At 44.1% G+C, this 23,090-nt stretch carries 23 protein-coding genes and 1 other RNA gene; 3 read left to right on the top strand and 21 right to left on the bottom strand.

All coding sequences use genetic code 11. The features are described 5' to 3' along the window. Positions 1 to 3: 3 nt before the first annotated feature. The 14 genes from H571_RS0111900 to rsmI all read right to left on the bottom strand — a co-directional run bounded on the left by H571_RS0111900 (position 4) and on the right by rsmI (position 15,187). On the bottom strand, positions 4 to 714 hold the full coding sequence (locus H571_RS0111900; RefSeq protein WP_027849503.1) for a cell division protein FtsQ/DivIB: 711 nt from the start codon (positions 712 to 714) through the stop codon (positions 4 to 6). Beyond that, complete coding sequence (locus H571_RS0111895; RefSeq protein WP_027849502.1) at positions 707 to 1,651, bottom strand: D-alanine--D-alanine ligase; 945 nt, start codon at positions 1,649 to 1,651, stop codon at positions 707 to 709. Before H571_RS0111895 ends, H571_RS0111900 begins: the two co-directional genes overlap by 8 nt. 8 nt (positions 1,652 to 1,659) lie before the next feature. Continuing rightward, positions 1,660 to 3,099: a UDP-N-acetylmuramate--L-alanine ligase gene (murC, locus tag H571_RS0111890; RefSeq protein ID WP_027849501.1), complete on the bottom strand. Its 1,440-nt coding sequence runs from the start codon at positions 3,097 to 3,099 to the stop codon at positions 1,660 to 1,662. Next, positions 3,096 to 4,193, bottom strand: a complete 1,098-nt coding sequence (gene murG / locus H571_RS0111885) for an undecaprenyldiphospho-muramoylpentapeptide beta-N-acetylglucosaminyltransferase (RefSeq protein ID WP_027849500.1) — start codon at positions 4,191 to 4,193, stop codon at positions 3,096 to 3,098. Before murG ends, murC begins: the two co-directional genes overlap by 4 nt. Beyond that, positions 4,186 to 5,322, bottom strand: coding sequence for a putative lipid II flippase FtsW (ftsW, locus tag H571_RS0111880; RefSeq protein ID WP_027849499.1), 1,137 nt, complete (start codon positions 5,320 to 5,322; stop codon positions 4,186 to 4,188). The genes murG and ftsW overlap by 8 nt, the downstream gene beginning before the upstream one ends. 44 nt (positions 5,323 to 5,366) lie before the next feature. Continuing rightward, positions 5,367 to 6,722, bottom strand: coding sequence for a UDP-N-acetylmuramoyl-L-alanine--D-glutamate ligase (gene murD / locus H571_RS0111875; RefSeq protein ID WP_027849498.1), 1,356 nt, complete (start codon positions 6,720 to 6,722; stop codon positions 5,367 to 5,369). 16 nt (positions 6,723 to 6,738) lie between these two features. Beyond that, a complete protein-coding gene (mraY, locus tag H571_RS0111870) occupies positions 6,739 to 7,821 on the bottom strand; it encodes a phospho-N-acetylmuramoyl-pentapeptide-transferase (protein WP_027849497.1) in 1,083 nt (360 codons plus the stop codon). A 72-nt stretch (positions 7,822 to 7,893) separates the two neighbouring features. Continuing rightward, entirely contained in the window at positions 7,894 to 9,252 is a 1,359-nt protein-coding gene (locus H571_RS0111865) for a UDP-N-acetylmuramoyl-tripeptide--D-alanyl-D-alanine ligase (RefSeq protein WP_036218179.1), read from the bottom strand. Next, the gene (locus tag H571_RS15085; protein WP_051168313.1) at positions 9,249 to 10,835 is read right to left on the bottom strand and encodes a UDP-N-acetylmuramoyl-L-alanyl-D-glutamate--2,6-diaminopimelate ligase; all 1,587 of its coding nucleotides are present in this window, start codon (positions 10,833 to 10,835) and stop codon (positions 9,249 to 9,251) included. Before H571_RS15085 ends, H571_RS0111865 begins: the two co-directional genes overlap by 4 nt. Next, positions 10,832 to 12,517: a peptidoglycan D,D-transpeptidase FtsI family protein gene (locus tag H571_RS0111855; RefSeq protein ID WP_027849495.1), complete on the bottom strand. Its 1,686-nt coding sequence runs from the start codon at positions 12,515 to 12,517 to the stop codon at positions 10,832 to 10,834. Before H571_RS0111855 ends, H571_RS15085 begins: the two co-directional genes overlap by 4 nt. Beyond that, positions 12,514 to 12,846 (bottom strand): cell division protein FtsL, encoded by a 333-nt coding sequence (gene ftsL / locus H571_RS0111850; RefSeq protein ID WP_084482828.1) that lies wholly within the window; start codon positions 12,844 to 12,846, stop codon positions 12,514 to 12,516. The genes H571_RS0111855 and ftsL overlap by 4 nt, the downstream gene beginning before the upstream one ends. Before the next feature lie 10 nt (positions 12,847 to 12,856). Further along, complete coding sequence (gene rsmH, locus H571_RS0111845) at positions 12,857 to 13,819, bottom strand: 16S rRNA (cytosine(1402)-N(4))-methyltransferase RsmH (protein WP_245562349.1); 963 nt, start codon at positions 13,817 to 13,819, stop codon at positions 12,857 to 12,859. A 36-nt stretch (positions 13,820 to 13,855) separates the two neighbouring features. After that, positions 13,856 to 14,220, bottom strand: an RNA gene (rnpB, locus tag H571_RS15660) — RNase P RNA component class A. Positions 14,221 to 14,254: 34 nt separating this feature from the next. Next, entirely contained in the window at positions 14,255 to 15,187 is a 933-nt protein-coding gene (rsmI, locus tag H571_RS0111840; protein ID WP_084482826.1) for a 16S rRNA (cytidine(1402)-2'-O)-methyltransferase, read from the bottom strand. Between rsmI and H571_RS15600 the strand changes: the two genes are divergently transcribed. Genes H571_RS15600 through H571_RS0111825 form a run of 3 tightly spaced genes read left to right on the top strand, consistent with a single transcriptional unit; the run spans position 15,186 to position 18,089 of the window. Beyond that, positions 15,186 to 17,081, top strand: coding sequence for a penicillin-binding protein activator (locus H571_RS15600; RefSeq protein ID WP_051168312.1), 1,896 nt, complete (start codon positions 15,186 to 15,188; stop codon positions 17,079 to 17,081). The genes rsmI and H571_RS15600 overlap by 2 nt on opposite strands. Positions 17,082 to 17,086: 5 nt before the next feature. Then, positions 17,087 to 17,464, top strand: coding sequence for a YraN family protein (locus tag H571_RS0111830; protein ID WP_027849491.1), 378 nt, complete (start codon positions 17,087 to 17,089; stop codon positions 17,462 to 17,464). Positions 17,465 to 17,498: 34 nt separating this feature from the next. After that, entirely contained in the window at positions 17,499 to 18,089 is a 591-nt protein-coding gene (locus tag H571_RS0111825) for a phosphoheptose isomerase (protein WP_027849490.1), read from the top strand. A 9-nt stretch (positions 18,090 to 18,098) separates the two neighbouring features. On the opposite strand, the gene H571_RS15075 is transcribed toward H571_RS0111825, so the two are convergent. The 7 genes from H571_RS15075 to rplM form a co-directional block, all read right to left on the bottom strand. Further along, positions 18,099 to 18,536, bottom strand: a complete 438-nt coding sequence (locus H571_RS15075; protein ID WP_036218176.1) for a ClpXP protease specificity-enhancing factor — start codon at positions 18,534 to 18,536, stop codon at positions 18,099 to 18,101. A gap of 12 nt (positions 18,537 to 18,548) precedes the next feature. After that, entirely contained in the window at positions 18,549 to 19,175 is a 627-nt protein-coding gene (locus H571_RS0111815; protein ID WP_027849489.1) for a glutathione S-transferase N-terminal domain-containing protein, read from the bottom strand. 132 nt (positions 19,176 to 19,307) lie between these two features. Continuing rightward, complete coding sequence (locus H571_RS0111810; protein ID WP_027849488.1) at positions 19,308 to 20,075, bottom strand: cytochrome c1; 768 nt, start codon at positions 20,073 to 20,075, stop codon at positions 19,308 to 19,310. Next, positions 20,075 to 21,331, bottom strand: a complete 1,257-nt coding sequence (locus H571_RS0111805) for a cytochrome b (RefSeq protein ID WP_051168311.1) — start codon at positions 21,329 to 21,331, stop codon at positions 20,075 to 20,077. The genes H571_RS0111810 and H571_RS0111805 overlap by 1 nt, the downstream gene beginning before the upstream one ends. Continuing rightward, positions 21,331 to 21,927, bottom strand: a complete 597-nt coding sequence (gene petA, locus H571_RS0111800) for a ubiquinol-cytochrome c reductase iron-sulfur subunit (protein ID WP_027849486.1) — start codon at positions 21,925 to 21,927, stop codon at positions 21,331 to 21,333. The genes H571_RS0111805 and petA overlap by 1 nt, the downstream gene beginning before the upstream one ends. Positions 21,928 to 22,163: 236 nt before the next feature. Further along, entirely contained in the window at positions 22,164 to 22,556 is a 393-nt protein-coding gene (gene rpsI, locus H571_RS0111795) for a 30S ribosomal protein S9 (protein ID WP_027849485.1), read from the bottom strand. Between the two features lie 12 nt (positions 22,557 to 22,568). Further along, entirely contained in the window at positions 22,569 to 23,000 is a 432-nt protein-coding gene (rplM, locus tag H571_RS0111790) for a 50S ribosomal protein L13 (protein WP_027849484.1), read from the bottom strand. Positions 23,001 to 23,090 lie beyond the last annotated feature (90 nt).

Here is a 23,090-nt window from a genome sequence, read left to right as displayed (position 1 = left end):
GTCCTACTCCTTTAAATGTATTAACGAGCTTTTTTGCCAAGCTACAGACAGGCCATTAGGGTAACGCAAATCAACGCTGGCAAGGTTGCTAGCCTCAGAAGCTAACCAATGTTGCCAAGCCCATAAAAAACGATTAATTCTACTTGTTATATTATCACGACCAACGAGTACACGAATACTAGCGTTTAACTCTAACTGCCAAGCTCCACGCTGTTCATGACGAAGCTCTGTAAGCTTTAAATCTGATTTTTGTAACAAAACGTCGAGATCTTGCCAAAACTTCACGGCTTCTGCAAGTGTATCCTTTTTTGAATAGATATGCCGCCCTAATTCCTTGCTATAAACAAAGCCTGGGTTAAACCCCTTTCCTTGTTCGTCAATAAGGTGACTTTCATTCCAATGCGCCCAAGGCACTCTTTCTATTAATTCTAAACGTATTTGATCTGGCCAAACTCTACGAACTAGCACCTCACGCAACCAAGGGTCTTGCTCTAAACTGGCTTTTAGTCCTTTTAGGTCTACTCGCCAAAAGGCATCATCCAGCCAGGGTAACGAACGGCTTTGTAACTTTTCTAAATCGGTGTATTGAACTTCACCATAAATAGCTACCTGCCCAACAGGTCTTGCCAAAGTCCAGTTTAACCACAAACCAACCAGTAAAAGCAGTAGCCCTAAGGGAGCTAGAACTTTAACCCAAAATGCTAGCCTAGCCACGGAATACCTTTAGATTAGCCGTTGCCAGAATGTTTAACACCAGCTGATCGAAGGTTATACCTGCATAGGCAGCAGCCTGAGGCACTAGACTATGGTCGGTCATTCCAGGACTAGTATTCACCTCAAGCAACCAAGGTTGTTTATTTTCATCAACCATAATGTCGACTCTACCCCAACTTTCACAGCCAACAGCATGGTAAGCCTCTAAGGCTAGCTGCTGTATTGCCTGCTCTTCCTCAACTGTTAAGCCACAGGGCAGCAGGTACTGGGTATCAGTGGCTTTATATTTTGCATTAAAATCATAAAAGTCATGACTGGTTTTTAAACCTATGACTGGTAAAGCCTGACCATCGACAATACTTACCGTGAACTCAGGACCACTAACAAAACGTTCAGCCAGAATGCGCGTATCATAACGGCTAGCTTCTTTATAGGCGGCTGACAACTGTTCGGCTGAAGTGACTTTACTCATCCCTATGCTTGAACCTTCATGGGCAGGCTTAATCATTAAGGGCAAGCCTAGTTTAGCAATTAACTCATCAGGATTACTTGTCGGCTCAAGCAGACTCGATGGGGGTGTAGGTAAGCCAAGCCCTTGCCACACCTGTTTGCATTTGAACTTATCCATGCCTAAAGCGGAAGCCAGAACATCACTGCCAGTATAAGGAATACGTAACCACTCTAATGCACCTTGAATGCTACCGTCTTCTCCACCCCGCCCATGCAGCGCAATAAAAGCTCGGTCAATTTTTTCTGCTATTAATTGGGCAACTGCTTGTTCGCCTAAATCTAAGCCAAAAGCATTCACGCCTGACCTTAATAAAGAATCTAATACTGCATTACCACTACGCAAAGACACTTCACGCTCGGCAGAACAACCACCCATTAATACAGCTACACGCCCAAAAGCTTGTATCTCTTTTTTATTTAGGCTCATGAACACCTCTAACCCTTGTTAGCTATTACAAATTCAAGCTTGCTTGCTGTAAGACGTTGCGCTATACCACCCACATCACCCGCACCTTGCGTTAACAATAAATCACCCGGGCGCAACACACTGGCTAAGAGGTTTTCTAGCTCATCATTGTTGTCTACAAAGATAGGATCTAGCTTACCTCGCTGACGTATCGAGCCACTTAAACTTCGACCATCCGCACCCGGAATAGCTGGCTCTCCGGCTGCAAAAACATCTAAAAGAACGAGCGTATCTACACTTGATAACACTTTAACAAAATCTTCGTAGAGGTCACGTGTACGTGAAAAACGGTGGGGTTGATACACCATCACCAAACGACGCTCTGGCCAACCTTCACGCACTGCTTTAATAACCGCTTCTACTTCACGAGGGTGGTGGCCATAATCATCTACCAGCATAATTTCACCCTCACCTACAGGGAAATTACCCATTAATTGAAAACGACGGCCCACCCCTTGAAAACCTGCCAAACCATCAATAATGGCTTGATCATCTACCCCTTCATCCGTTGCAACCACTATGGCTGCCAAAGCATTAAGTACATTGTGCCGACCGGGTATTTTTAAGCTGATAGCCAAAGGGGGTAACTCCCCAGGACGCACAACAGTAAAGCTAATTTCACGGCCCACCTGCTTAAAATCGATAGCACGGTAATCTGCTGCCTCATTAAAGCCATAAGTAATAATAGGGCGGCTAATTTTTGGCATTATTTCCGTCACTATCTCATCGTCAGTACACATCACTGCTAAACCATAAAAGGGCAGGTTGTGTATAAACTCTAAAAAAGTTTGTTTTAGCTTTTCAAAATCACCGCCATAGGTAGACATATGGTCAGCATCAATATTAGTTACTATAGAAACAACCGGTTGCAGGTGAAGAAAAGACGCATCCGACTCATCTGCTTCAGCTACTAGGTAGCGTGATTCACCCAAGCGAGCATTGGTGCCTGCCTGAGTTAGTCTGCCACCTATAACAAAGGTAGGGTCTTGACCCGCTTCAGCCAGTATAGAAGCAATTAAACTTGTTGTTGTGGTTTTACCATGCGTACCCGCAACCGCTATACCATGACGAAAACGCATTAACTCAGCCAGCATTTCTGCACGACGCACGACCGGAATACGTGCATCTAAAGCAGCCTTTACTTCTGGGTTGCTTTCATTAATAGCACTAGATACAACCACAACATCGGCACCCTCAATATGTTCAGCAAGGTGACCTATGCAAATTTTAGTTCCTAGTTCTGCTAAGCGCTCTACAACTGGACCTGTTTTTAAGTCTGATCCACTAATTTTATAACCTTGCGTTAGTAGCACTTCGGCAATACCACACATGCCAGAACCACCTATTCCAACAAAATGAATATGCCGAATACGGCGCATCGTAGGTACTTGGTAGGCAAGTTCTTTCATTGGGTATCCTTCAAAATTGTATTAAGCATTTGCTGACCAGCATTTCTAGAGGCAAGTTGAAAGGCTTTTTCTGCCATGCTTGCTAAGCAATCACGGTCAGCTAGTTGGTTAGTTAGTAGTTCTGCTAAGGCCTTAGCAGTAAATTCTGGTTGGGGTAAAAGTAAGGCTGCATTTTTATTAGCCAAAAACTGGGCATTATGCGTTTGATGGTCATCGACTGCAAAGGGAAAGGGCACTAAAACCGAAGCAACGCCCACAACAGCCAACTCAGCAACAGTTAAAGCTCCCGCACGGCAAATAACCAAATCTGCCCAACTAAAAGCAGCAGCCATATCGTCTATAAAAGGAGTAACCTCCACCTGCTTAGCTACTTCAGGGTAGCTATCATAAAGTGCTTGGGTGGTTTCTTGGTGGTTTTTACCCGTTTGGTGTTTCACCAAAGGCAGTTGATTTTTGGCAAGCAAACTCAGTGCCTCTGGAAGCCTTGTATTGAGTATTTGAGCACCTAAGCTGCCACCCACAACTAAAATGCGCAAAGGGCCTTTGCGTTCAGCGTAGCGCTGTGCAGGAGGTGGTAAATTCAAAAGGTTTGCACGTACGGGGTTACCCACACAACTAACTTTTTTGTTGCCAACAAAAGCTTGTGGAAAAGCGGTAAAAACCTTTTGTGCTAAAAAGGCTAGGCTTTTGTTAGTCATTCCTGGCAATGCATTTTGTTCATGCACATACAAAGGAATACCTAATAACCATGCAGCTAAGCCACCTGGACCACTGGCAAAACCACCAAAACCTATCACACGAGACGGTTTAACCTGCCGCAAGATTTTGATTGCCTGCCACAGACTTGCCACCAGCTTAAAAGGAGCTAAAACTAAGGTTTTAACTCCTTTACCGCGCAAACCGGAAATACCCAACTCGAAAAAAGGAATCCCTGCCTCGGGTACTTGCTGAGCTTCCATACTGTTCTTACTTCCCAGCCAAACGACTTTTTCGCCTTTTTCTTCTAATAGTTTGGCTACAGCCAAAGCAGGAAAAATATGGCCACCTGTCCCTCCTGCCATTAACAAAGTAGGTTTAACTTTAGACTCACTCATTGCCCTGCTCCTGAGCTAATAATTTACGACGTTCATAATCAGCTCTAAAAATTAAACCCAACATAATTCCACTAGAAATAAGGCTACTACCACCATAACTAATAAAGGGCAAGGTTAAACCCTTAGTAGGTAGAACCCCCATATTAACGCCCAAATTAACCAGTATTTGTGTAGCAAAAATAATACCTAACCCATAACAAAGGTAGGCTGAAAAAAACTGACCTAGCAGCTCACACTTACGGGCTATAAGAAAGATACGGCTAATAAATAAAACAAAAAGCCCCAAGGTGAACAATCCACCTATGAGGCCTAACTCTTCAGCAATAATTGAAAAAATAAAGTCAGTATGCGCTTCAGGTAAATAAAAAAGTTTTTGAACACTGTTACCCAAACCCAAGCCAACCCAGTGACCTCGCCCAAAAGCAATAAGCGCCTGAGTTAACTGGTAACCTGAGTTAAACTGATGGGACCAAGGGTCTGTAAAGGTTGTTAAACGTTGCACCCGATAAGGCTCTAATATGGCAAGGAATGCCAAGCCAGCCAAGGCAATAAGTAGAACTAAAAAAAAGTGCTTAAACTGCACACCAGCCAAAAACACCATGCCCATTACAGCCGCCATAACAACAACTAGGCTGCCAAAATCGGGTTGAAAAATAAGCAAACCACCATAGGCAAACATTAGAGCCAAGGGTTTAACAAAACCAGTAAGCGTTTCTCGCACATGCCGGAGGTGGCGCATTAAGTAACCAGCCATATAAATAGCTAAACAAATTTTAGCTATTTCAGAGGTTTGTAAATTAAATAACCCCAAGTTAATCCAGCGGGTGCTACCGTTAACTTCACGTCCAATAAGCAATACCAAACCAAGCAGTATAAAAGCTAGTAATAAAAACCAGTGGCCATTTTTTTGGCTAAATGCCATAGAAATTTGGCTTACAACAAAAACAGCAAATAAGGCTAAAACAGCAAAAACACCTTGGCGGATAGCAAAGTGTTGTGGATTACCTGTCCAGAACTCTGCAACAGCCACTGAAGCAGAGCTAACCATTAACCAGCCAAGTGTTAAAAGTGCGAGGCTACTAAATACTAGCCAGCCATCAAATAAATGAGTAGAGCTTTGATGTAGCAAGTAGCTCTGCCTCTTAAGAAGAGAAAAGGTAGGTAAATAGTTTTTTAGCTGGGTAGGTCGAATACGCACTGCGCAAATACCTCACCACGCTGTTCAAAACTATTAAATTGATCAAAACTCGCACAGGCAGGTGATAAGAGAACCTGCTCACCCATTTTTGCTTCTTCTGCTAGCCAAGCAACTGCTTGTTGCAAATGAGAAAAATTCTTTTGAAGCAATGCCTCTGGTAGGTGTTCTGCAATAATTGCTGCATCTCTACCAATTAAAGCTACACCAGCTATATTCTTAGCTAAGGCTGTTTTTAAAGGAGAGAAGTCCTGCCCTTTACCTTCACCACCTAAAATTACCCAAGTAGGTGCTTCTGGTTTAGCTAACCCCTTAACTGCGGCTAACATAGCACCTACATTGGTTGCTTTTGAATCATTATAAAAGGTAACGCCTTTACGCTCTGCAATAAGTTCACACCGGTGAGGTAAGGCTTTAAAATGCGTAACGGCTGAGCGCATGGCTGCAAGAGGTAGCTTTGCAGCAAAACCTAAAGCAAAAGCAGCCAAGGCATTGGCTAGGCCATGCTCGCCCACTAGAGAAACCTCACTCGCTGGCATTAAAGACGTTTCTCCCTTCATTAGCCAACGCTCATTATTATGCATCACCAGCCCTAGTTCATTCGTTTGACTAGGGGCTGCCAAACCAAAACTGAGTCTCGCTGCATTTAAACCATGAATAGGCAGGGTTAGTGGATCATCTCGGTTAAAAATAGCGGTTGAACAGCGGTGAAAAATACGTTGTTTAGCAAAAACATAGTCATCTAACCCAGTGTAACGGTCTAGGTGATCTTCACTGATATTCAGCAATGCAGCACCTAGGGCGTTAAGTGATTGGGTGGTTTCTAATTGAAACGAAGAAAGCTCAAGCACATAAAGGTCTTGCTTACCCTGAGCGAGAAGGTCGAGTACGGGCAAGCCTATATTACCTCCAACCCCTACCTGCAAGCCTGCTATAGCTGCCATTTCACCCACTAGGCTAGTTACCGTACTTTTAGCATTAGAACCAGTAATAGCAATAATTGGTTGCTCTACTTCACGACAAAACAGTTCTACATCACCCACCACACCAACACCTAGCTTTTGAGCAGCTTCTATGGCTGGGTCTGCAATGCTAATACCTGGACTTACGACCAAACAGCTGACCGATGAAGTCAGCTCAATATCTAAAGGGCCTAGCCAAATAGAAACCTCTGGCCAGTCTTGTCGAAAAGCTTCTAAACCTGGTGGGTTAAGGCGTGTATCAGCAATAGAGAAAGGCTTACCCCTTGCAGTTAAATACCTAGCAACGGAAAGCCCTGTCTTACCCAAGCCAATAATTAGGTAATCGTCCTTGTTTTGGTAAGCAGAATTCATTGTTCTATAAGTCCATTTAACGTAGTTTTAAAGTGGATAAACCGATTAACACCAGCACCACAGTAATTATCCAAAAACGTACAATTACGCGTGGTTCTGGCCAACCTTTCAATTCAAAATGGTGGTGGATAGGTGCCATACGAAACACCCGTTTACCCGTCATTTTAAAAGATGCAACTTGAATAATCACTGAGAGGGTTTCTAACACAAATACCCCACCCATAATAAATAAGACAATTTCTTGGCGCACTATAACTGCCACAACACCTAACGCAGCACCTAGGGCTAAAGAGCCCACGTCACCCATAAATACTTGGGCAGGATAGGTGTTAAACCATAAAAAGCCTAACCCAGCACCAATAATTGCCGTACAAAAAACAACCAGCTCACCCGACCCAGGTATAAAAGGAATTAATAAATAATTTGCAAATTTAACATTACCACTGGCATAGGCAAAAATACCCAAGGCACCTGCCACCATCACTGTTGGCAAAATAGCTAAGCCATCGAGTCCATCGGTTAGGTTAACGGCATTGCTTGACCCAACAATAACCAAGTAGGTTAGCAAAATAAAAAACACGCCCAGCTCTAGTGCAACACCTTTAAAGAAAGGGAAGATTAACTGAGTTTCTGCAGGCACAGCAGCGGTTTGAAATAATACATAGGCTGCAATAAAGCCCACCACCGATTGCCAAAAATATTTCCACCTAGCAGGTAAACCACGCGGATTTTTTTCCACTACCTTACGCCAATCATCTACCCAGCCGATAGCGCCAAAGCTTAGCGTAACAAGAAGCACTAACCACACAAAACGATTACTTAAATCTGACCAAAGCAAGGTACTTAGGGCAATAGAAAGCAATATAAGCGCTCCCCCCATCGTAGGTGTACCCGCTTTAGAAAAGTGAGACTCAGGCCCATCACTACGAACAGCCTGACCTATTTGCCGCTCAGTTAAGCGACGAATCATCCAAGGACCAAATAAGAGGGAGAAGGCTAAGGAGGTTAGAACACCCAAAATACTACGCAGGGTAAGGTAGTTAAACACTTCAAAAATTGCACTAAACTGTGCTAGGTATTGGGTGAGCCAGAGCAGCATTTGTTATTTCATCTTAGTGGTTAAAAGTTTTAAGGTTAAACAACCTTAACTGAAAAATTTGAAAATAGTATTTTAACTTGTATCTTTTTTGCTAAGTAAAGCAACCAGTTTATCCATACCTGAGCTACGCGACCCTTTTACCAGCAAACAGGTGTCAGCATTTAGCTCTGGTTTGATTAATTCAGCTAAGGCTTGATGACTAGCTGCTATTTTACCACCCTCACCAAAAGATTTGGCTGCTAAACTTGCTTTACCTTCTAGGGCAAACAAACCATCGAGACCCTGCGAGCGAGCATAACGACCCAACTCTGAGTGAATAGCATTAGTTGCATCACCTAACTCAGCCAAGCTACCTAACGCCAATAGCTTTTTACCCGGAAGTGTTGCTAATAGGTCGATAGCTGACTTAACCGCATCTGGACTAGCATTGTAACTATCATCCAGCAATAGAGCATCGGCCCAAGCTTTTACTCTTGCCAAACGCCCACTTACTGGCTGAATTTTTTGTAGCACCTTGGCCTGCAAAGCTAAAGGCACACCTAACTGGCCAGCTGCGGCTATAGCGGCAAGTGCGTTAGCAATATTGTGCTTACCCGGTAACTGCAAACTAATTTTTTGTTTGCCCCAAGGCGTTACCACACAAAACTCGGAATCACCCAGTTTATTAAAAGTTATTTGGGTGGCACAAACATCGGCCTGTTTAAAACCAAAGCTAATCACTTTAGTTTTTGCTTGCTCCAGCCAAAAGCTATAAAACGCATCATCAGCATTGAGTATTAAATAACCTTCAGGCTTAATGTGAGTGATTATTTCTGCTTTAGCCTGAGCAATTGCCTGCCTACTGCCAAATTCACCCAAGTGGGCTCCTGTGACATTAGTAATAATACCTATATCTGGCTGGGCAATACTGGCTAGTTTATTTATTTCACCTAAGTGATTTGCGCCTAGTTCAACAACTGCTGCCTTATGTACTGACTTTAGGCGGGTAAGTGTTAAAGGTACACCCAACTCATTATTCAAATTACCTTGAGTTGCTAAAACCTCACCCAAATGGGCATTTAAGATTGCTGCTAAAATTTCTTTAACGCTTGTTTTCCCGCTATTGCCTGTCACGGCAACCAGTGGCGCAGTGAAGTTTTGGCGATTATAACTAGCCAAGGCAGCCATGGCAGCTATAACTGAGTTTACTTTTATCTGTGCCAAACCACTTGCTTGCCAAGATTCAACCAAGGCTGCACTGGCTTTATTTTCTTGGGCTTGGTCTAAAAAATCATGCCCATCAACTCGCTCCCCCACTAGGGCGGCAAATAAAGTACCGCTTTCTACTTGGCGTGCATCAATTGCTAAGCTGCTAATCTCTCGGCTAGCCGACCCTTTCAACTCACCTGCAACACAAGTCGCTAAGTCTTTAAGGGATAGGGGGTGTATCATGACAGCAAATCCAAGCATTCAGTCGTTTGGCTGCTAGTTTCAGCCCTTAACTCCAAGGCAGCCAATGCCTCTTCAACATCGTTAAAATGTATACGCACACCAGCAATTTCTTGCCAAGTTTCGTGCCCCTTACCTGCAATTAAGACCCAATCTTTGGCAGCAGCTTGTTTAACTACCTGTTGAATTGCTTCTTGACGACCTGCTACTTCTATAGCTGTACTGCCAGCACCCATTAGAATGGCTTGGCGAATACTTGCAGGGTCTTCATTTCGAGGGTTGTCATCAGTGATAACCACCTGATCTGCCAAACGCTGGGCAACTTCACCCATTAAAGCCCGCTTGCCTGCATCACGATTACCACCACAACCAAATACACACCAAAGCTTGCCTTCACAATGCTTTCTAAGGGCTAAGAGTGCTTGCTCTAAAGCATCGGGTGTGTGCGCATAATCTACTACCAATTGTGGCAAAGCTTGATTTATAGAAGTAGCAAGACTGAGTGGCTGCATTCGTCCCGGCACAGGTTTTAATTGCTGCATAGCCTTCAACAAGGTTGGCATAGCAACGCCTTCAGCGAGTAAAGCAGCCATAACAGCCAAAGCGTTAGCCAAATTAAAAGCACCCAACAAAGGCAGGTGCAAAGACCAAGTTTGTTGTTTATAAACTAGCTTTGCATTAATACCAGCAAGGGAATAACTGGCTTGAAGCACATTAAGTGAGATTAAACTACTGGGAGTGGCCTGAGGTGGTTTAAGACTATAACCAATCACCTGCTTAGGTGGTTTAGCATCTGCTTGCAGCTTAGCTAACCATTGTGCACCTATGGCATCGTCTAGGTTTAATATGGCGGTCTGTAATTCTGGACGTAAAAATAATTGCTGCTTAGCACTGGCGTAAGCAGCTAAGCTGCCGTGATAGTCTAGGTGATCTCGACTTAAATTAGTGAAGATACCACTAGTCATCATTAAACCAGCCAAGCGCCCTTGATCTAAAGCATGAGAAGAAGCCTCTAAAGCCACTTGCTGAATACCCTCTGCTGCCCAATCAGCATAAAGCTGATGCAGTGTAAATAAATCAGGGGTGGTGTGAGTCGCTGTTTCTAGGTTATTTAACTCACCCGTACCTAGTGTGCCCACCAAGGCACAGCGTTTACCTAATAATTGCCAAACTTGACACAAATAATGCGCTACTGATGATTTACCATTAGTACCTGTCACTGCCTGAGTTTTAATTGTTTCTAGCGGTGCTTGGGTAGTTAAAGCAAGCAGTTGACCTAAACGTTCAGCCAAAAAAGGTAGCTTAAGTAACCAGCCTGTAGACTTTGCTTCTAAAGCCAGCTCACCTTCGGTTACTGCCAACAAAGCACCCTTTTGCCAAGCTTGCTCCACAAAAGCCAAGCCTTGTTGTTGAGTACCGGTTAAAGCAAAAAACACATCCCCTGCTTCAACCAAGCGACTATCGTGTACTAGGCGAGAGAAAGGAGTCGTTGCTAGAGGGTGGTTAGTCAAAAGTGCCGCTAATTCTGGCCATAAAACACACCAATCGGTTAGTTGTTTTGGCTTAGCTAATTTTAAAAGACTCACTGGCTTACCTCTTGCCCTACCTGCTGCGGATCATCAGGTGGCACATCAAGTATTCTTAATGCATGCCCCACCACTCGACTAAATACCGGTGCTGCAACCTCACCACCAAAGTATTCCTGCCCTCGCGGACTATCAATAATTACAACTGCCACTAAACGGGGGTCACTCACTGGTGCAATTCCAGCAAAAGTAGCTAGGTAGTCACCTGACTCATAACCTTCACTACCCAGCTTGTGCACTGTGCCTGTTTTTCCAGCAATCCGATAACCTTTAATTGCCGCTCGCGTTCCTGTACCGCCTGGCTGCACAACTTTTTCCATCATCTCTAACACTTCAGCCACTACTTGAGGATCAAACACCTGATAGGTAACTGGTTCATTGACCTTCAGCAAGGATAGAGGATGCAAGCGCCCTTTATCTGCCAGCACCATATAGGCTTGCGCTAGCTGCCCTAAGGTCATGGACAAACCATAGCCATAAGATAAAGTGGCTCGCTTTATTTTACTGATACCAAAGCCGCCCGGTAAAACACCGGAAGCCTCACCTGGAAAACCCGTGCCTGTAGGCCGTCCAAATCCCAGTTCACTGTAATAATCAACCAACATGGTTTCAGGTAAGTCTAAAATCATGCGGGCAATACCCACGTTACTAGAGTGAACAATAATGCCCTCAGGTGTTAAATCACCATAGTTTTTAAAATCACGAATGGTTTGCCCAGCTAAATAAAGCCGCCCAGGTGAAGTATCAATTAACTGATCAGACTTAAACATCCCTGACTGTAGTGCCACAGCCACACTTAAAGGCTTAATAACCGAACCGGGTTCAAACAAGTCAACCAAAGCACGGTTGCGTAAACGAGAAAGGTCGAGATAACTGCGGTTATTAGGGTTAAAAGCTGGCTGGTTCACCATAGCTAACACTTCGCCACTGCGCGCATCGAGTAAAATAATGCTACCCGATACTGCTTGATGCTGATCTACAACCGCTTTTAATTCACGGTAAGCTAAATACTGTAAGCGCATATCAAGACTTAGCGTTAAGGTTTGGCCTGGATGAGGCGCTTGTAGAACAGCTAAATTGCGAACAGTACGGCCTTTTAAATCCTTTAAAACACGTTTTTTGCCGGGTGTTGCTTTAAGCCAATGATCCCAAGAAAGTTCTAAGCCTTCCTGCCCCTGTTCATCGACATTAGTAAAGCCAACCAAATGAGCCGCTACTTCGCCAGCAGGGTAGTAGCGCTTATATTCATCAAGAATATAAACACCCGGAATTTTTAACGACCTAACGGCTTCGGCAATATCAGGGGTTACTTGGCGTTTTAAATAAACAAATTCTCGATCAGCATAGCGGTTAAGACGAGCAAAAAAGTCTTGGGGCGTTTCATTTAACGCCCTAGCTAGGGCGTTAAGTAACACACCATCTTGCGGTAATTTACTTGGATCAGCCCACAAGGTAGCTACAGGTGAGCTAATAGCAAGCGGTTCGCCATGACGGTCAGTAATCATGCCACGATGCGCTGAAATAGGTTCCACACGCAAGGTACGCACATCACCCTGCTGCTTAAGAAACTCTCTATCCAACAAATGCAGATGAATCATACGCCCCACTAATAGGAGCAAAAGCGGGATAAGAATAATGGCAACTAAACGCAAGCGCCAAGCAGAAGCAGCCGATGAACTCATGGTTGAGTCACTCGCTTAATCTTTAAATCACTGCCTTCAGGAAGGTGCAAGCCAAGCTTTTGACGCGCTAATTGCTCTAGGCGCACAGGGGAAACCAAAGCACTTTCTTCTAGTAACAATCGCCCCCACTCAACTTGTAAAGCATCCCTTTCGCCCTCCAAGGTTTGTAAGCGCACATGTTGGTTTCTTGATTGATGAGTAACTTGTATAAGCAGATGCGCACTCACCAGCAAACATAAAACTAACACCAATAAAAACCAGTAACGCTGAATTAAAGGTTTGGCTTGTTTTATTAATTGGTAGTAGTTATTGAGTGTCGAAAAAAGCATCTTGCCTCACTTAATTTTTGTTATTAAGTTTTTCGGCTACACGCATAACAGCGCTACGTGAACGAGGGTTACGTGCAATTTCTTCAGCAGAAGGTTTAACCGCTTTACCGACCAACTTTAAAGTTATATTAAGCTCATCTTGACGAAAAGGCATATTGTGCGGAATATGCGCATCGCCACGGGCTGCATCACGCATAAAGCGCTTAACGATACGGTCTTCTAAAGAATGGAAGCTAATAACTACCAAGCGTCCACCAGGCAGCAACAAATCCATGGCCTGATCTAACAAGTCTTTTAAGTCATCTAGTTCACGATTAATGTGAATGCGTATGGCTTGAAAGGCACGGGTAGCAGGGTGCTTGTGTTTTTCCCAGCTAGGGTTAGCCACTTTAATAATTTCAGCTAGCTGGCTAGTGCGGGTAATGGGTTCTTCTTGGCGGGCTTTCACTAAAGCACGTGCCATACGGCGTGAATGGCGTTCTTCACCTAGATGGTAAAGCACATCACTAATTTCAACCTCAGTTGCTTTAGCTAACCATTCAGCTGCACTTATGCCGCGACTTGTATCCATACGCATATCTAGCGGGCCATCGTTCATAAAGCTAAAACCACGGCTAGCATCGTCTAACTGGGGCGAAGAAACGCCCAAGTCTAAAAGAATGCCATTTACACCTGCCCAACCTTTTTCTTCTAAAAACTCTGCCAACTGAATAAAAGAACCATGACAAACCGTAAAACGCTTGTCTTCTTGGGCAAGTTGGGCTGCGGTTTCTAGCGCACGCGGGTCTTTATCTATACCCAATAAACGGCCTTCGGGTGTTAATGCTTCTAACAAATGACGGCTATGACCACCCCGACCAAAGGTGCCATCAACATACTGGCCAGCAGGATCAGTAACTAAGGCAGCAACGGCTTCCTCTAAAAGTACGGTTAAATGTACATCAGGTACAGCCGTTGGCATATTTGTGGGCATAATGAACTCAAAGACAGGCAAAAATACATAATTAAGGGCGGAAGCCGGCCTGTAAGCCGGGTTCTGTCGTGAACAGTCATTCCTCTAGGCCTTGGATCGCTCCAAGGCTCAAGCAACCTACCCGAATCCAGCGCGGGCCACGCCTAATGGATTCCTATTTGGTCTTGCTCCAAGTGGGGTTTACCCTGCCACGGTGTGTTACCACCCGTGCGGTGCGCTCTTACCGCACCTTTTCACCCTTACCTGTGAAGCTTTCCGAGGAAAGCAACCATCGGCGGTATCTTCTCTGCGGCACTTTCCGTAGGCTTGCGCCTCCCAGGCATTACCTGGCACCTTGCCCTGTGGAGCCCGGACTTTCCTCCCCCACTGTAACCAGTGGCGGCGACTGTCCAGCCGACTTCCGCTGCAAAAGGATATAGACAAACGACCTAGCACTCAAGCTTTGCTAGCAAATCCTCTGTCTAGCATCCATTGATATAAATCTTTCTTTTTTGTTCCTGTCATACGCGCCACTAAAGCACTAGCTTTAGAGGGCGGCATAACATCTTTTAATTCTTCTAACCAACGACAAGCTTCTTTCCAAGCAGCATCAGGTGTTTGCCCACTAAACCCTTCAACAAGTAGAACAAATTCGCCTTTTTGTTGATTAGGGTCGGCAGTCACCTGCGCTAACAGCTCCGATAAACTAGCAGTTAAATAGGTTTCAAAATGCTTAGTAATTTCTCTGGCAACACAAGCTTGCCGTTCGCCACCTAGCACTGCAATCATAGTTTCTAGTGTTGCTAGCAAACGATGCGGCGATTCATAAAAAATCAATGTTCCTTGCTGCTGAATTAAATTTTCTAAAGCCTTAGTTCGTGCTTGCGCTTTAGCAGGTAAAAAACCTGCAAAAAAGAAACGGTCGGTTGGCAAGCCAGCAACACTTAAAGCAGCAATTAAGGCACTCACACCAGGAATAGGCAAAACAGCAAAGCCCGCTTCACGCACCTTAGCAACTAATGAGTAGCCAGGGTCGGATATTAATGGCGTACCCGCATCAGAAATAAGTGCTACCGATTGCCCTTTAGCCAACAAGTCAATAATTTGTTGCGCTCGTGAGTCTTCATTGTGATCGTGTAAAGAAACGAGTCGATTCTTAATTTGATAATGGTCTAATAAACGGCGACTGTGGCGTGTATCTTCTGCTGCAATTAAATCTACCTGTTGTAGAATAAGCAACGCCCTTGCAGTGATGTCGTCAAGATTACCAATTGGCGTTGCAACAACATACAAACTAGCTATTTTTTTGCTATGCTCAGCAGCATTATTTGAAGGTAAACAATCAGCCTGTAGGTTAGCCGACTCAATTACTGGAGTTTTACGGGTCATGAAAGGATCAACCAGAGTGATATTAAAGTTATCAGCCTATAATAAGCCTTATTTTCTGCAGCTTGGCTTCTATCGCTTAGGCTTAGTGTGTCTGCTGCTCTTGGCACTTGCAGGTTGCTCAGGAAAAGTAACTGAAGCACCACCTAAGCAAGAGGTAACAAGCCAGCGAACAACCCACCCCAACCCAGAGGTTGAGTCACAGCTTGTTAGATTAGATGCTGCAAACATCTTAACACAGCAGCAAAGGCATCAGGAAAGTCTCGACCTAATACAAACACTGCAACTAGGCTTGCTACCCAATAAGTACCATTGGCAGGCACTTGAACTAGCCGCAACGAATAGCTTAGCCTTAGATAACGGCTGGCAAGCTTTACGTTTAATTGAATACTTTAGCCAAGCGCTACCCAGCCTTAGTCGTCAGCAACAATACCAACTCTTTGGTTACCGTGCCGATGCTTTTTTATTAACTGGCTTTTATAGCAATGCGTTAGAAAATCGTCACAACCAAGCCAGAGCTGCATTAAACAAGCAGCAACAAAAAGCTGCTTACCAAGCTTTGTGGTTGAATATGCAGCAAATAAATAGTGAAACCCTGCTTAGCTTACAAAAACAAAGCCAAACCCTTTTGCAAGGCTGGATAGACTTAGCTTTGGTTAGAAGAACAGTGGTTGACCACCCTGAACTTTTTGTCGCAAGGCTAGATCAATGGCATAACACTTGGCCTCGCCACCCTGCCCAAGCCTTTATGCCAGAAGAAATGCAATTACTTGTTAAGCTAAGTGAAAAACAAATAGTACATCTAGGTGTTTTTCTACCTGAAACTGGCCCACTAGCTGACCCAGCCAGTGTACTAAGAGATGCATTAATTGCTCGGCAATTAGATGCACTAAAACAGGGCTACCCTGCACCCAAAATCACCTTTTTTAATACCCAAGGCGCTTCCTTAGATGAACTCTACACTCAAGCAATAGCGGCAGGTGTAGAAGTTGTTATAGGGCCTCTGGCAAAAGCCAATGTTGGCCTTATAGAAAATCGTAGCAGGCTACCCCTACCAACCCTAGCGTTAAACTATGGCAACAACATCAATTTCCGCAATACAAGCCTTTATCAGTTTGGGCTTTCAGCAGAAAACGAAGCAGTACAGGTAGCTTTAAAAGCTTGGCAAAGCGGCTTCAGACGAGCCTTAATACTCACCCCTGAAAACAGTTGGGGAACTCGAGTCAAAGAAAGCTTTATTGTTGCTTGGGAAAAACTAGGGGGTGAAGTAACCCACTCCCGCCAATATGGCGAGTCTTTAACCCTAGATAAATCTTTACGTGAATTACTCGAAGTACAACTAAGCCAACAAAGGCACCAACGCTTAACTCGGCTGCTAGGTCAACGCCCTCACTTTGCACCCCGCCCTAGAGAAGACAGTGACTTTCTTTTTATACATGCAACGCCCGCTACTGCCAGACAAATTAAACCAGCATTAAGTTTTTTAAGGGCAGCTAACTTACCCGTACTAGCAACTTCATCTATCTATTCAGGTAACAGCAACCCTAACCAAGACAAAGACATGAATGGTATAGCCTTTTGCGATATACCCTGGTATTTACAAACCGATAACCCCTTAGAAAACGCCATCAGATCAACCTGGCCAGAGAACATAAGCCGTTATGGTCGCCTTTATGCTATGGGTGCCGATGCCTATTTATTAGCACAACGTATGCCTTTATTTGATGCTCTACCAGAAAGCCGTATAGAAGGAGCAACAGGGCGCTTAAGTCATACTAATCGCCGCATAATACGTGAATTAGAATGGGCACAATTTAATAGAGGTCGTGTTGAACCCCTTGCAGCTAATGCTTTTGAAAATAAAGAACAGCTAGTAGATCAACTAACCGCGGACTAGCAAACATGCCTGCTAAACCTACAAACTTAACTGCAAAACAAATAATTGGGCAAAAAGCAGAAGATGCCGCTGCAGCTATGTTGCAGCAGCAGGGTTTAGTACTAATTGAACGTAACTTTAGCTGTAAAACCGGCGAGCTAGACCTTATATTCAAAGACCAAGAAACATTAGTTTTTGTAGAGGTTAGGTTTAGAAAAAACCAACTTTTTGGTGGCGCACTAGCAAGCGTTACCCCAGCCAAACAGCAAAAGTTACAAAGAGCAGCTAATTTCTACCTTAGCCGCTGGCAAAATCAACCCGCTTGTCGCTTTGATGTAGTCGCTATGACTTTAGATACTAACCAACAGCTAATCTGTGAAAACTGGATTAAAAATGCTTTCTGAATAGCTGTCAGCAAAAAATTAACTGGGAGTTAATATGAGTTTTAATAATCGAATCCTGCAGCACTTCCATGCCAGCATAGATACCAAAGTACAAGCTAGCCAAGTTTTACCTGAGCTAATTGAACATGGCAGCCGCATGATGGTTGAAGCCATTTTAAACGATGGCAAGGTACTTAGCTGTGGTAACGGTGGATCTGCAGGGGACGCACAACACTTTTCATCAGAAATGCTGAACCGTTTTGAACGTGAAAGACCTAGTCTGCCTGCCATGGCTTTAAGTACGGATACATCCACCATTACATCCATTGCTAATGACTATAGCTACAATGAAATTTTCTCTAAGCAAATTAGAGCCTTAGGTCAGCCCGGTGATATTTTATTGGCTATTTCCACCAGTGGTAACTCAGCCAATGTTATTCAAGCCATACAAGCAGCTCATGAACGGGATATGCGTGTGGTTGCTTTAACAGGAAAAGATGGCGGCAATATGGCAGCCCTGCTAGGGCCAGAGGACTGTGAAATTAGAGTACCTTCAACCGTAACGGCACGCATCCAAGAAGTTCACCTGCTAGTCATCCACTGTTTATGCGACTTAATAGATGAACAGCTTTTTGGCGGCCATTAAGTTAGTGGTTTATTTAACCACTGTAAGGTGAGACGCTTTTTTACTGCTAGGCTTTTTGGTTACTTTGGTGTCTGAAGCTTTTTGTGAACTAGCTTCAGGCACTTGAGTCGGTTCAGTTACTAAAAGTTCTAACCGAGGCTCTTGGCCAAAAACCATACCTAGGTTATTTTCTCGCGCATAAATGGCCATAACAGCATCTATGGGCGAACGTATTTGCCTAGGCGTACCATTAAAACGGGCACTAAAAGTTAATTCTTCATCACCTAACAATAAGTCACGGCAGGCATCAGGTGAAATATTTAAGACTAGCTGCCCTTTCTCAACATGAGAGGAAGGTACTTCAACACCTGGCATATCAACTGCAATAACAATATGCGGCGTTAAGTTGTTATCTAATAACCATTCATAAATGGCTCTCAATAAATAAGGACGGCTAGAAGTAGACATAAGAATTCCCTATTAACGCATTTCTCGTTCAACTTCAGACAGGCTATCAATAAAGCCATCACGACTGAAGCAACGTTCCATATAATCAAGCAAAGGCTTCACTTGTTTTTCAGGCAACTCAATACCCAAATGCTTTAAACGCCAAAGTATGGGCAACACGCAGCAATCAACTAAACTGAACTCATCACTCATAAAGAAGGGACGATCAGCAAAAATAGGTGCAACACCAATAATGCTTTCGCGTAGCTCTTTACGTGCTTTGTCGGCTTTCTTGCCAGTAGGCTCATTGGTTAACTGCTCAACCAAAGGGCTCCATTCTTTTTCAATGCGGTACACCCAAAGACGACTTTGTGCACGCGCTACAGGAAAAACGGGTAGCAAGGGTGGGTGGGGAAACCGCTCATCCAAATATTCCATCATTACCTTAGACTCATAAAGCACTAGGTCTCTATCAAGCAAGGTGGGGAGGCTATTATAGGGATTAAGATCCGCTAACTCTTCCGGTTTCTTGTTAGGATCGATATCTAATAAATCGAAAGTAACGCCTTTTTCAGCAAGAACAACACGTACACGGTGGCTGTAGTGATCTTCACTATCGGAAAAAAAGGTCATGGAAGAACGCTTGGTAGCAACGCTCATTAATAATTCCTCATTATACATTCAGCCAACTACTATAACGCTTTTAGGCCTGAAATAGCAAAAGGCGCACGGAAACCGTACGCCCCTGCCAGCTTTTACATCAATTCACCTTCAACCGTTTTACGAAACGGATCAAGATTTGACATCTCGCCAGTACTCTTTCTTCAACAGGTAAGCGAAGAAGAAGAAGATTACAATAAAGATTAATACTTTAGGGGCAAGTGAATTAGCCTGATACTTGCTTGGCTCAGCCACATAGACCATAAAGTTAGTTAAATCATAAACGGCTTTGTCGAACTCCGCTGGTGAAAGGCTACCTGGCGTGGCTTCTTTAAAACAGTCACGTGGATTAGCAACCTTTCCTTTAAGTGGGTCGATAGTGCCAGCTCCAACCGCATTAGGGTCACAAGACAGGCTGTAAGTTCCTTGTAAATCTGCTAGTACGTGAGGCATACCCACATCAGGAAAAACTGTGTTGTTTACACCCCAAGGCTTGCCGCTGTCTAGGTAGAAGCTACGCAAGAAGCTATAGATATACTCAGGACTCTTCAAGCGAGCCATTAAGCTTAAGTCTGGTGGTGGTGTACCAAACCATACAGCTGAGTCAGCTTTAGTCATAGCGATACGCATTTGGTCGTTATAAGCCGTCTGCGGGTTAAGAATTAGGTTTTCTTCTATAACTTCTTGTGGAATACCTAAGTCTTCAGCAGTACGAGCAAAACGCTGATGCTCAGCAGAGTGACAACCCATGCAGTAGTTTACGAATAAACGTGCACCATTATGCAAAGATTCAACGTTGTACAAATCTGGAGTCATTGCATCCAGCTTAGCTGGAGAACCTGCAGCCATAGAAAGGGCAGGCACCAGCGCAAATATAACTGCTAGTAATTGCTTTTTCATTAGCCTGTCACTCTCTCTGGAACGGGTTTGCATTTTTCAATTCTGGTGTAAAAAGGCATCAGAATGAAAACCAAGAAGTAAATTGCAGTACATAACTGAGCTAGCGTAGTACGGCCTGGCGTAGAAGGTAGAACACCCAACACACCTAAAACCACAAAGCTAATACAGAAAAGCACTAGAGCCAACTTACTCATCCAACCCTTATAACGGATAGATTTGACTGGGCTACGATCTAACCAAGGCAATACAAAAAGAATTGCTATGGCCGCACCCATGAAGATAACACCCAAGAACTTAGCCTCTAAACCAAAAATAGAGAAAGTAATGGCACGTAGAATGGCGTAGAAGGGTGTGAAATACCAAACAGGTGCAATATGGTCTGGTGTTTTCAGCGGGTTAGCTGGCTCAAAGTTAGGTGCTTCAATAAAGTAACCACCCATTTCTGGGAAGTAGAACACAATTAAAGCAAATACAAAGGCAAATACCGCTACACCGACTATATCTTTCACTGTGTAGTAGGGATGGAAAGGAATACCATCTTTTGGAATGCCGTTTTCATCTAACTCATTCTTAATTTCAACACCGTCTGGGTTGTTAGAACCCACCTCGTGTAGTGCAAGAATGTGCAGTACTACCAACGCAATAATAACAATAGGCAGTGCAGCTACGTGGAGTGCAAAGAAACGGTTTAGGGTAATACCAGAAATTAGGTAATCACCACGTATCCACTGGGCTAGGTCACCACCAATAACAGGGATAGCACCAAATAGAGAAATAATAACCTGAGCACCCCAGTAAGACATTTGTCCCCAAGGTAGCAGGTAACCCATAAAGGCTTCAGCCATTAGCGCTAGGTAAATAGCCATACCAAAAATCCAGATTAGTTCACGTGGTTTTTGGTAAGAGCCGTACATCATACCGCGCAGCATGTGCAGGTAAACAACAACGAAGAAGGCTGAAGCACCCGTTGAGTGCATATAACGAATAAGCCAACCCATTTCCACATCACGCATGATGTATTCCATGGAAGCAAAAGCACCTTCCGCAGAAGGGTTATAACTCATGGTTAGCCAAATACCAGTCAGTATCTGGTTAACTAGTACTAATAGGGCTAGCGAGCCAAAAAAGTACCAAAAGTTAAAGTTTTTAGGCGCATAGTATTTACTTAGGTGATCTTCCCACATAGCTGTTGCGGGGAAACGATCATCAATCCAACCCATTAGGCCTGGATTCCCCTTATTACGGTTACCAGCCATTATGCGTTCTCCTCATCGACACCAATTATTATTGTGTTGTCATCAATGTAACTATGGGGCGGCACTTCAAGGTTAGTTGGTGCCGGTTGGCTACGCATAACACGACCGGATAAGTCGAAGCGTGAACCATGGCAAGGACAGAAGAAACCACCCACCCAATCACTACCTAAGTCTGCAGCTGCCACCTCAGGACGATAGGTTGGAGAGCAACCTAAATGCGTACAAATACCAATAACCACAGCAAACTCAGGTTTAATTGAGCGCTCACGATTTTTGGCATAGTCAGGCTGCTGACTAATGACATCTGAGTTAGGATCCGCTAAACGGTCCTCAATAGTTTCTAAGCTTTTCAGCATTTCTGGTGTACGACGAATAATCCATACAGGCTTACCACGCCATTCAACCGTCATCTGCTGCCCAAACTCTAATTTGGAAATATCAGCCCGAGCCGGTGCACCAGCAGCACGTGCCTTGGCACTAGGATTCCAAGAGGCTACGAAAGGTACCGCAACCCCTACTGCGCCCACCGCCCCGACGACGGATGTCGCACCAACAAGGAAACGTCGCCGCCCCTTGTTTACGCCATCATTACTCATTAAAGGTTCTCCCCATCGACAAAACTTCATCCGAGCGCTATTCGTCACCCGAACCATTTTTTAAATATGGTTAATCTTAAAAAAAAGCACCCACTAACACAAGAAAGGAAACCTTATAAACACTAGTGATTTAGTGGTAGAACCTTTTTATAAAACTATTTAATGTCGCAAAAAAAAACGCCCAACCTACAGCGGCCAGGCGTTTCTTTGGTTGGCCGTAGCCAAAACTCCGAGTCTTAACGCTTAGAGTATTGCGGACGCTTACGCGCTTTACGCAGACCAACTTTCTTACGCTCAACCATACGCGCATCACGGGTTACATAACCAGCAGTACGTAATGAAGCACGTAATGACTCATCATAATCCATAAGTGCACGAGTAATACCGTGACGAATTGCCCCAGCTTGACCACTTGAACCACCACCAGAAACAGTGATATTCAAATCAAACTTAGTGGCATTATCTGTTAGCTCTAGTGGTTGCATAACAATCATTTGCGCAGTTTCACGGCAAAAGTAGTCTTGCAGACTAGCACCATTAATAGAAATTTTACCGCTACCAGGCTTTAAAAACACACGAGCAGTAGAGGTTTTGCGACGGCCGGTGCCGTAGTTTTGATTAGCAGACATGACGACCTTCCGTTAAATATTCAGAGTTTGCGGTTGCTGGGCAGCGTGCGGATGTTCCGCGCCGGCGTAAACTTTCAGCTTAGCAAACATTGCACGACCTAAAGGTCCTTTAGGAAGCATACCTTTTACAGCACCCTGAATAACACGCTCAGGCGCATGGTCAATCAGCTTTTCAAAGGACATTTCTTTAATGCCGCCAGGGAAACCTGTGTGACGGTAATAAATTTTACCCTTAGCTTTGTTACCTGTTACACGTACTTTTTCAGCGTTGATGATAACTAGGTAGTCACCTGTATCAACGTGAGGCGTGTACTCAGGCTTATGCTTACCGCGTAGACGACGAGCTAACTCAGTAGCTAGACGACCTAGCGTTTTATCTGTGGCATCTACCACATACCAGTCGCGTTTTACGCTTTCTGGTTTTGCAGAAACAGTGGTTTTCATTTAACTATCTACCTTAGTAGGATCTTCACGACTTGAGGTGTCCTTAACACTTCAGATCGTACTGATCATTACCTATTTTTATTGGTTACC

The organism is Marinospirillum minutulum DSM 6287, from assembly GCF_000422325.1.
GTDB classification, from domain to species: domain Bacteria; phylum Pseudomonadota; class Gammaproteobacteria; order Pseudomonadales; family Halomonadaceae; genus Marinospirillum; species Marinospirillum minutulum.
This window is presented reverse-complemented; position numbering and strand designations above follow the sequence as displayed.

Coding starts and splice junctions, on each gene's coding strand:
- H571_RS0111895 (WP_027849502.1), bottom strand. CDS start 1,651: ATGAGCCTAAATAAAAAAGAGATACAAGCTTTTGGGCGTGTAGCTGTA.
- H571_RS0111825 (WP_027849490.1), top strand. CDS start 17,499: ATGAGTTTTAATAATCGAATCCTGCAGCACTTCCATGCCAGCATAGAT.
- murC (WP_027849501.1), bottom strand. CDS start 3,099: ATGAAAGAACTTGCCTACCAAGTACCTACGATGCGCCGTATTCGGCAT.
- H571_RS0111865 (WP_036218179.1), bottom strand. CDS start 9,252: ATGATACACCCCCTATCCCTTAAAGACTTAGCGACTTGTGTTGCAGGT.
- H571_RS0111855 (WP_027849495.1), bottom strand. CDS start 12,517: ATGAGTTCATCGGCTGCTTCTGCTTGGCGCTTGCGTTTAGTTGCCATT.
- ftsL (WP_084482828.1), bottom strand. CDS start 12,846: ATGCTTTTTTCGACACTCAATAACTACTACCAATTAATAAAACAAGCC.
- H571_RS15075 (WP_036218176.1), bottom strand. CDS start 18,536: ATGTCTACTTCTAGCCGTCCTTATTTATTGAGAGCCATTTATGAATGG.
- murD (WP_027849498.1), bottom strand. CDS start 6,722: ATGAATTCTGCTTACCAAAACAAGGACGATTACCTAATTATTGGCTTG.
- rplM (WP_027849484.1), bottom strand. CDS start 23,000: ATGAAAACCACTGTTTCTGCAAAACCAGAAAGCGTAAAACGCGACTGG.
- H571_RS0111830 (WP_027849491.1), top strand. CDS start 17,087: ATGCCTGCTAAACCTACAAACTTAACTGCAAAACAAATAATTGGGCAA.
- H571_RS15600 (WP_051168312.1), top strand. CDS start 15,186: ATGAAAGGATCAACCAGAGTGATATTAAAGTTATCAGCCTATAATAAG.
- mraY (WP_027849497.1), bottom strand. CDS start 7,821: ATGCTGCTCTGGCTCACCCAATACCTAGCACAGTTTAGTGCAATTTTT.
- H571_RS0111815 (WP_027849489.1), bottom strand. CDS start 19,175: ATGAGCGTTGCTACCAAGCGTTCTTCCATGACCTTTTTTTCCGATAGT.
- rsmH (WP_245562349.1), bottom strand. CDS start 13,819: ATGCCCACAAATATGCCAACGGCTGTACCTGATGTACATTTAACCGTA.
- H571_RS0111810 (WP_027849488.1), bottom strand. CDS start 20,075: ATGAAAAAGCAATTACTAGCAGTTATATTTGCGCTGGTGCCTGCCCTT.
- rsmI (WP_084482826.1), bottom strand. CDS start 15,187: ATGACCCGTAAAACTCCAGTAATTGAGTCGGCTAACCTACAGGCTGAT.
- petA (WP_027849486.1), bottom strand. CDS start 21,927: ATGAGTAATGATGGCGTAAACAAGGGGCGGCGACGTTTCCTTGTTGGT.
- murG (WP_027849500.1), bottom strand. CDS start 4,193: ATGAGTGAGTCTAAAGTTAAACCTACTTTGTTAATGGCAGGAGGGACA.
- rpsI (WP_027849485.1), bottom strand. CDS start 22,556: ATGTCTGCTAATCAAAACTACGGCACCGGCCGTCGCAAAACCTCTACT.
- H571_RS0111805 (WP_051168311.1), bottom strand. CDS start 21,331: ATGGCTGGTAACCGTAATAAGGGGAATCCAGGCCTAATGGGTTGGATT.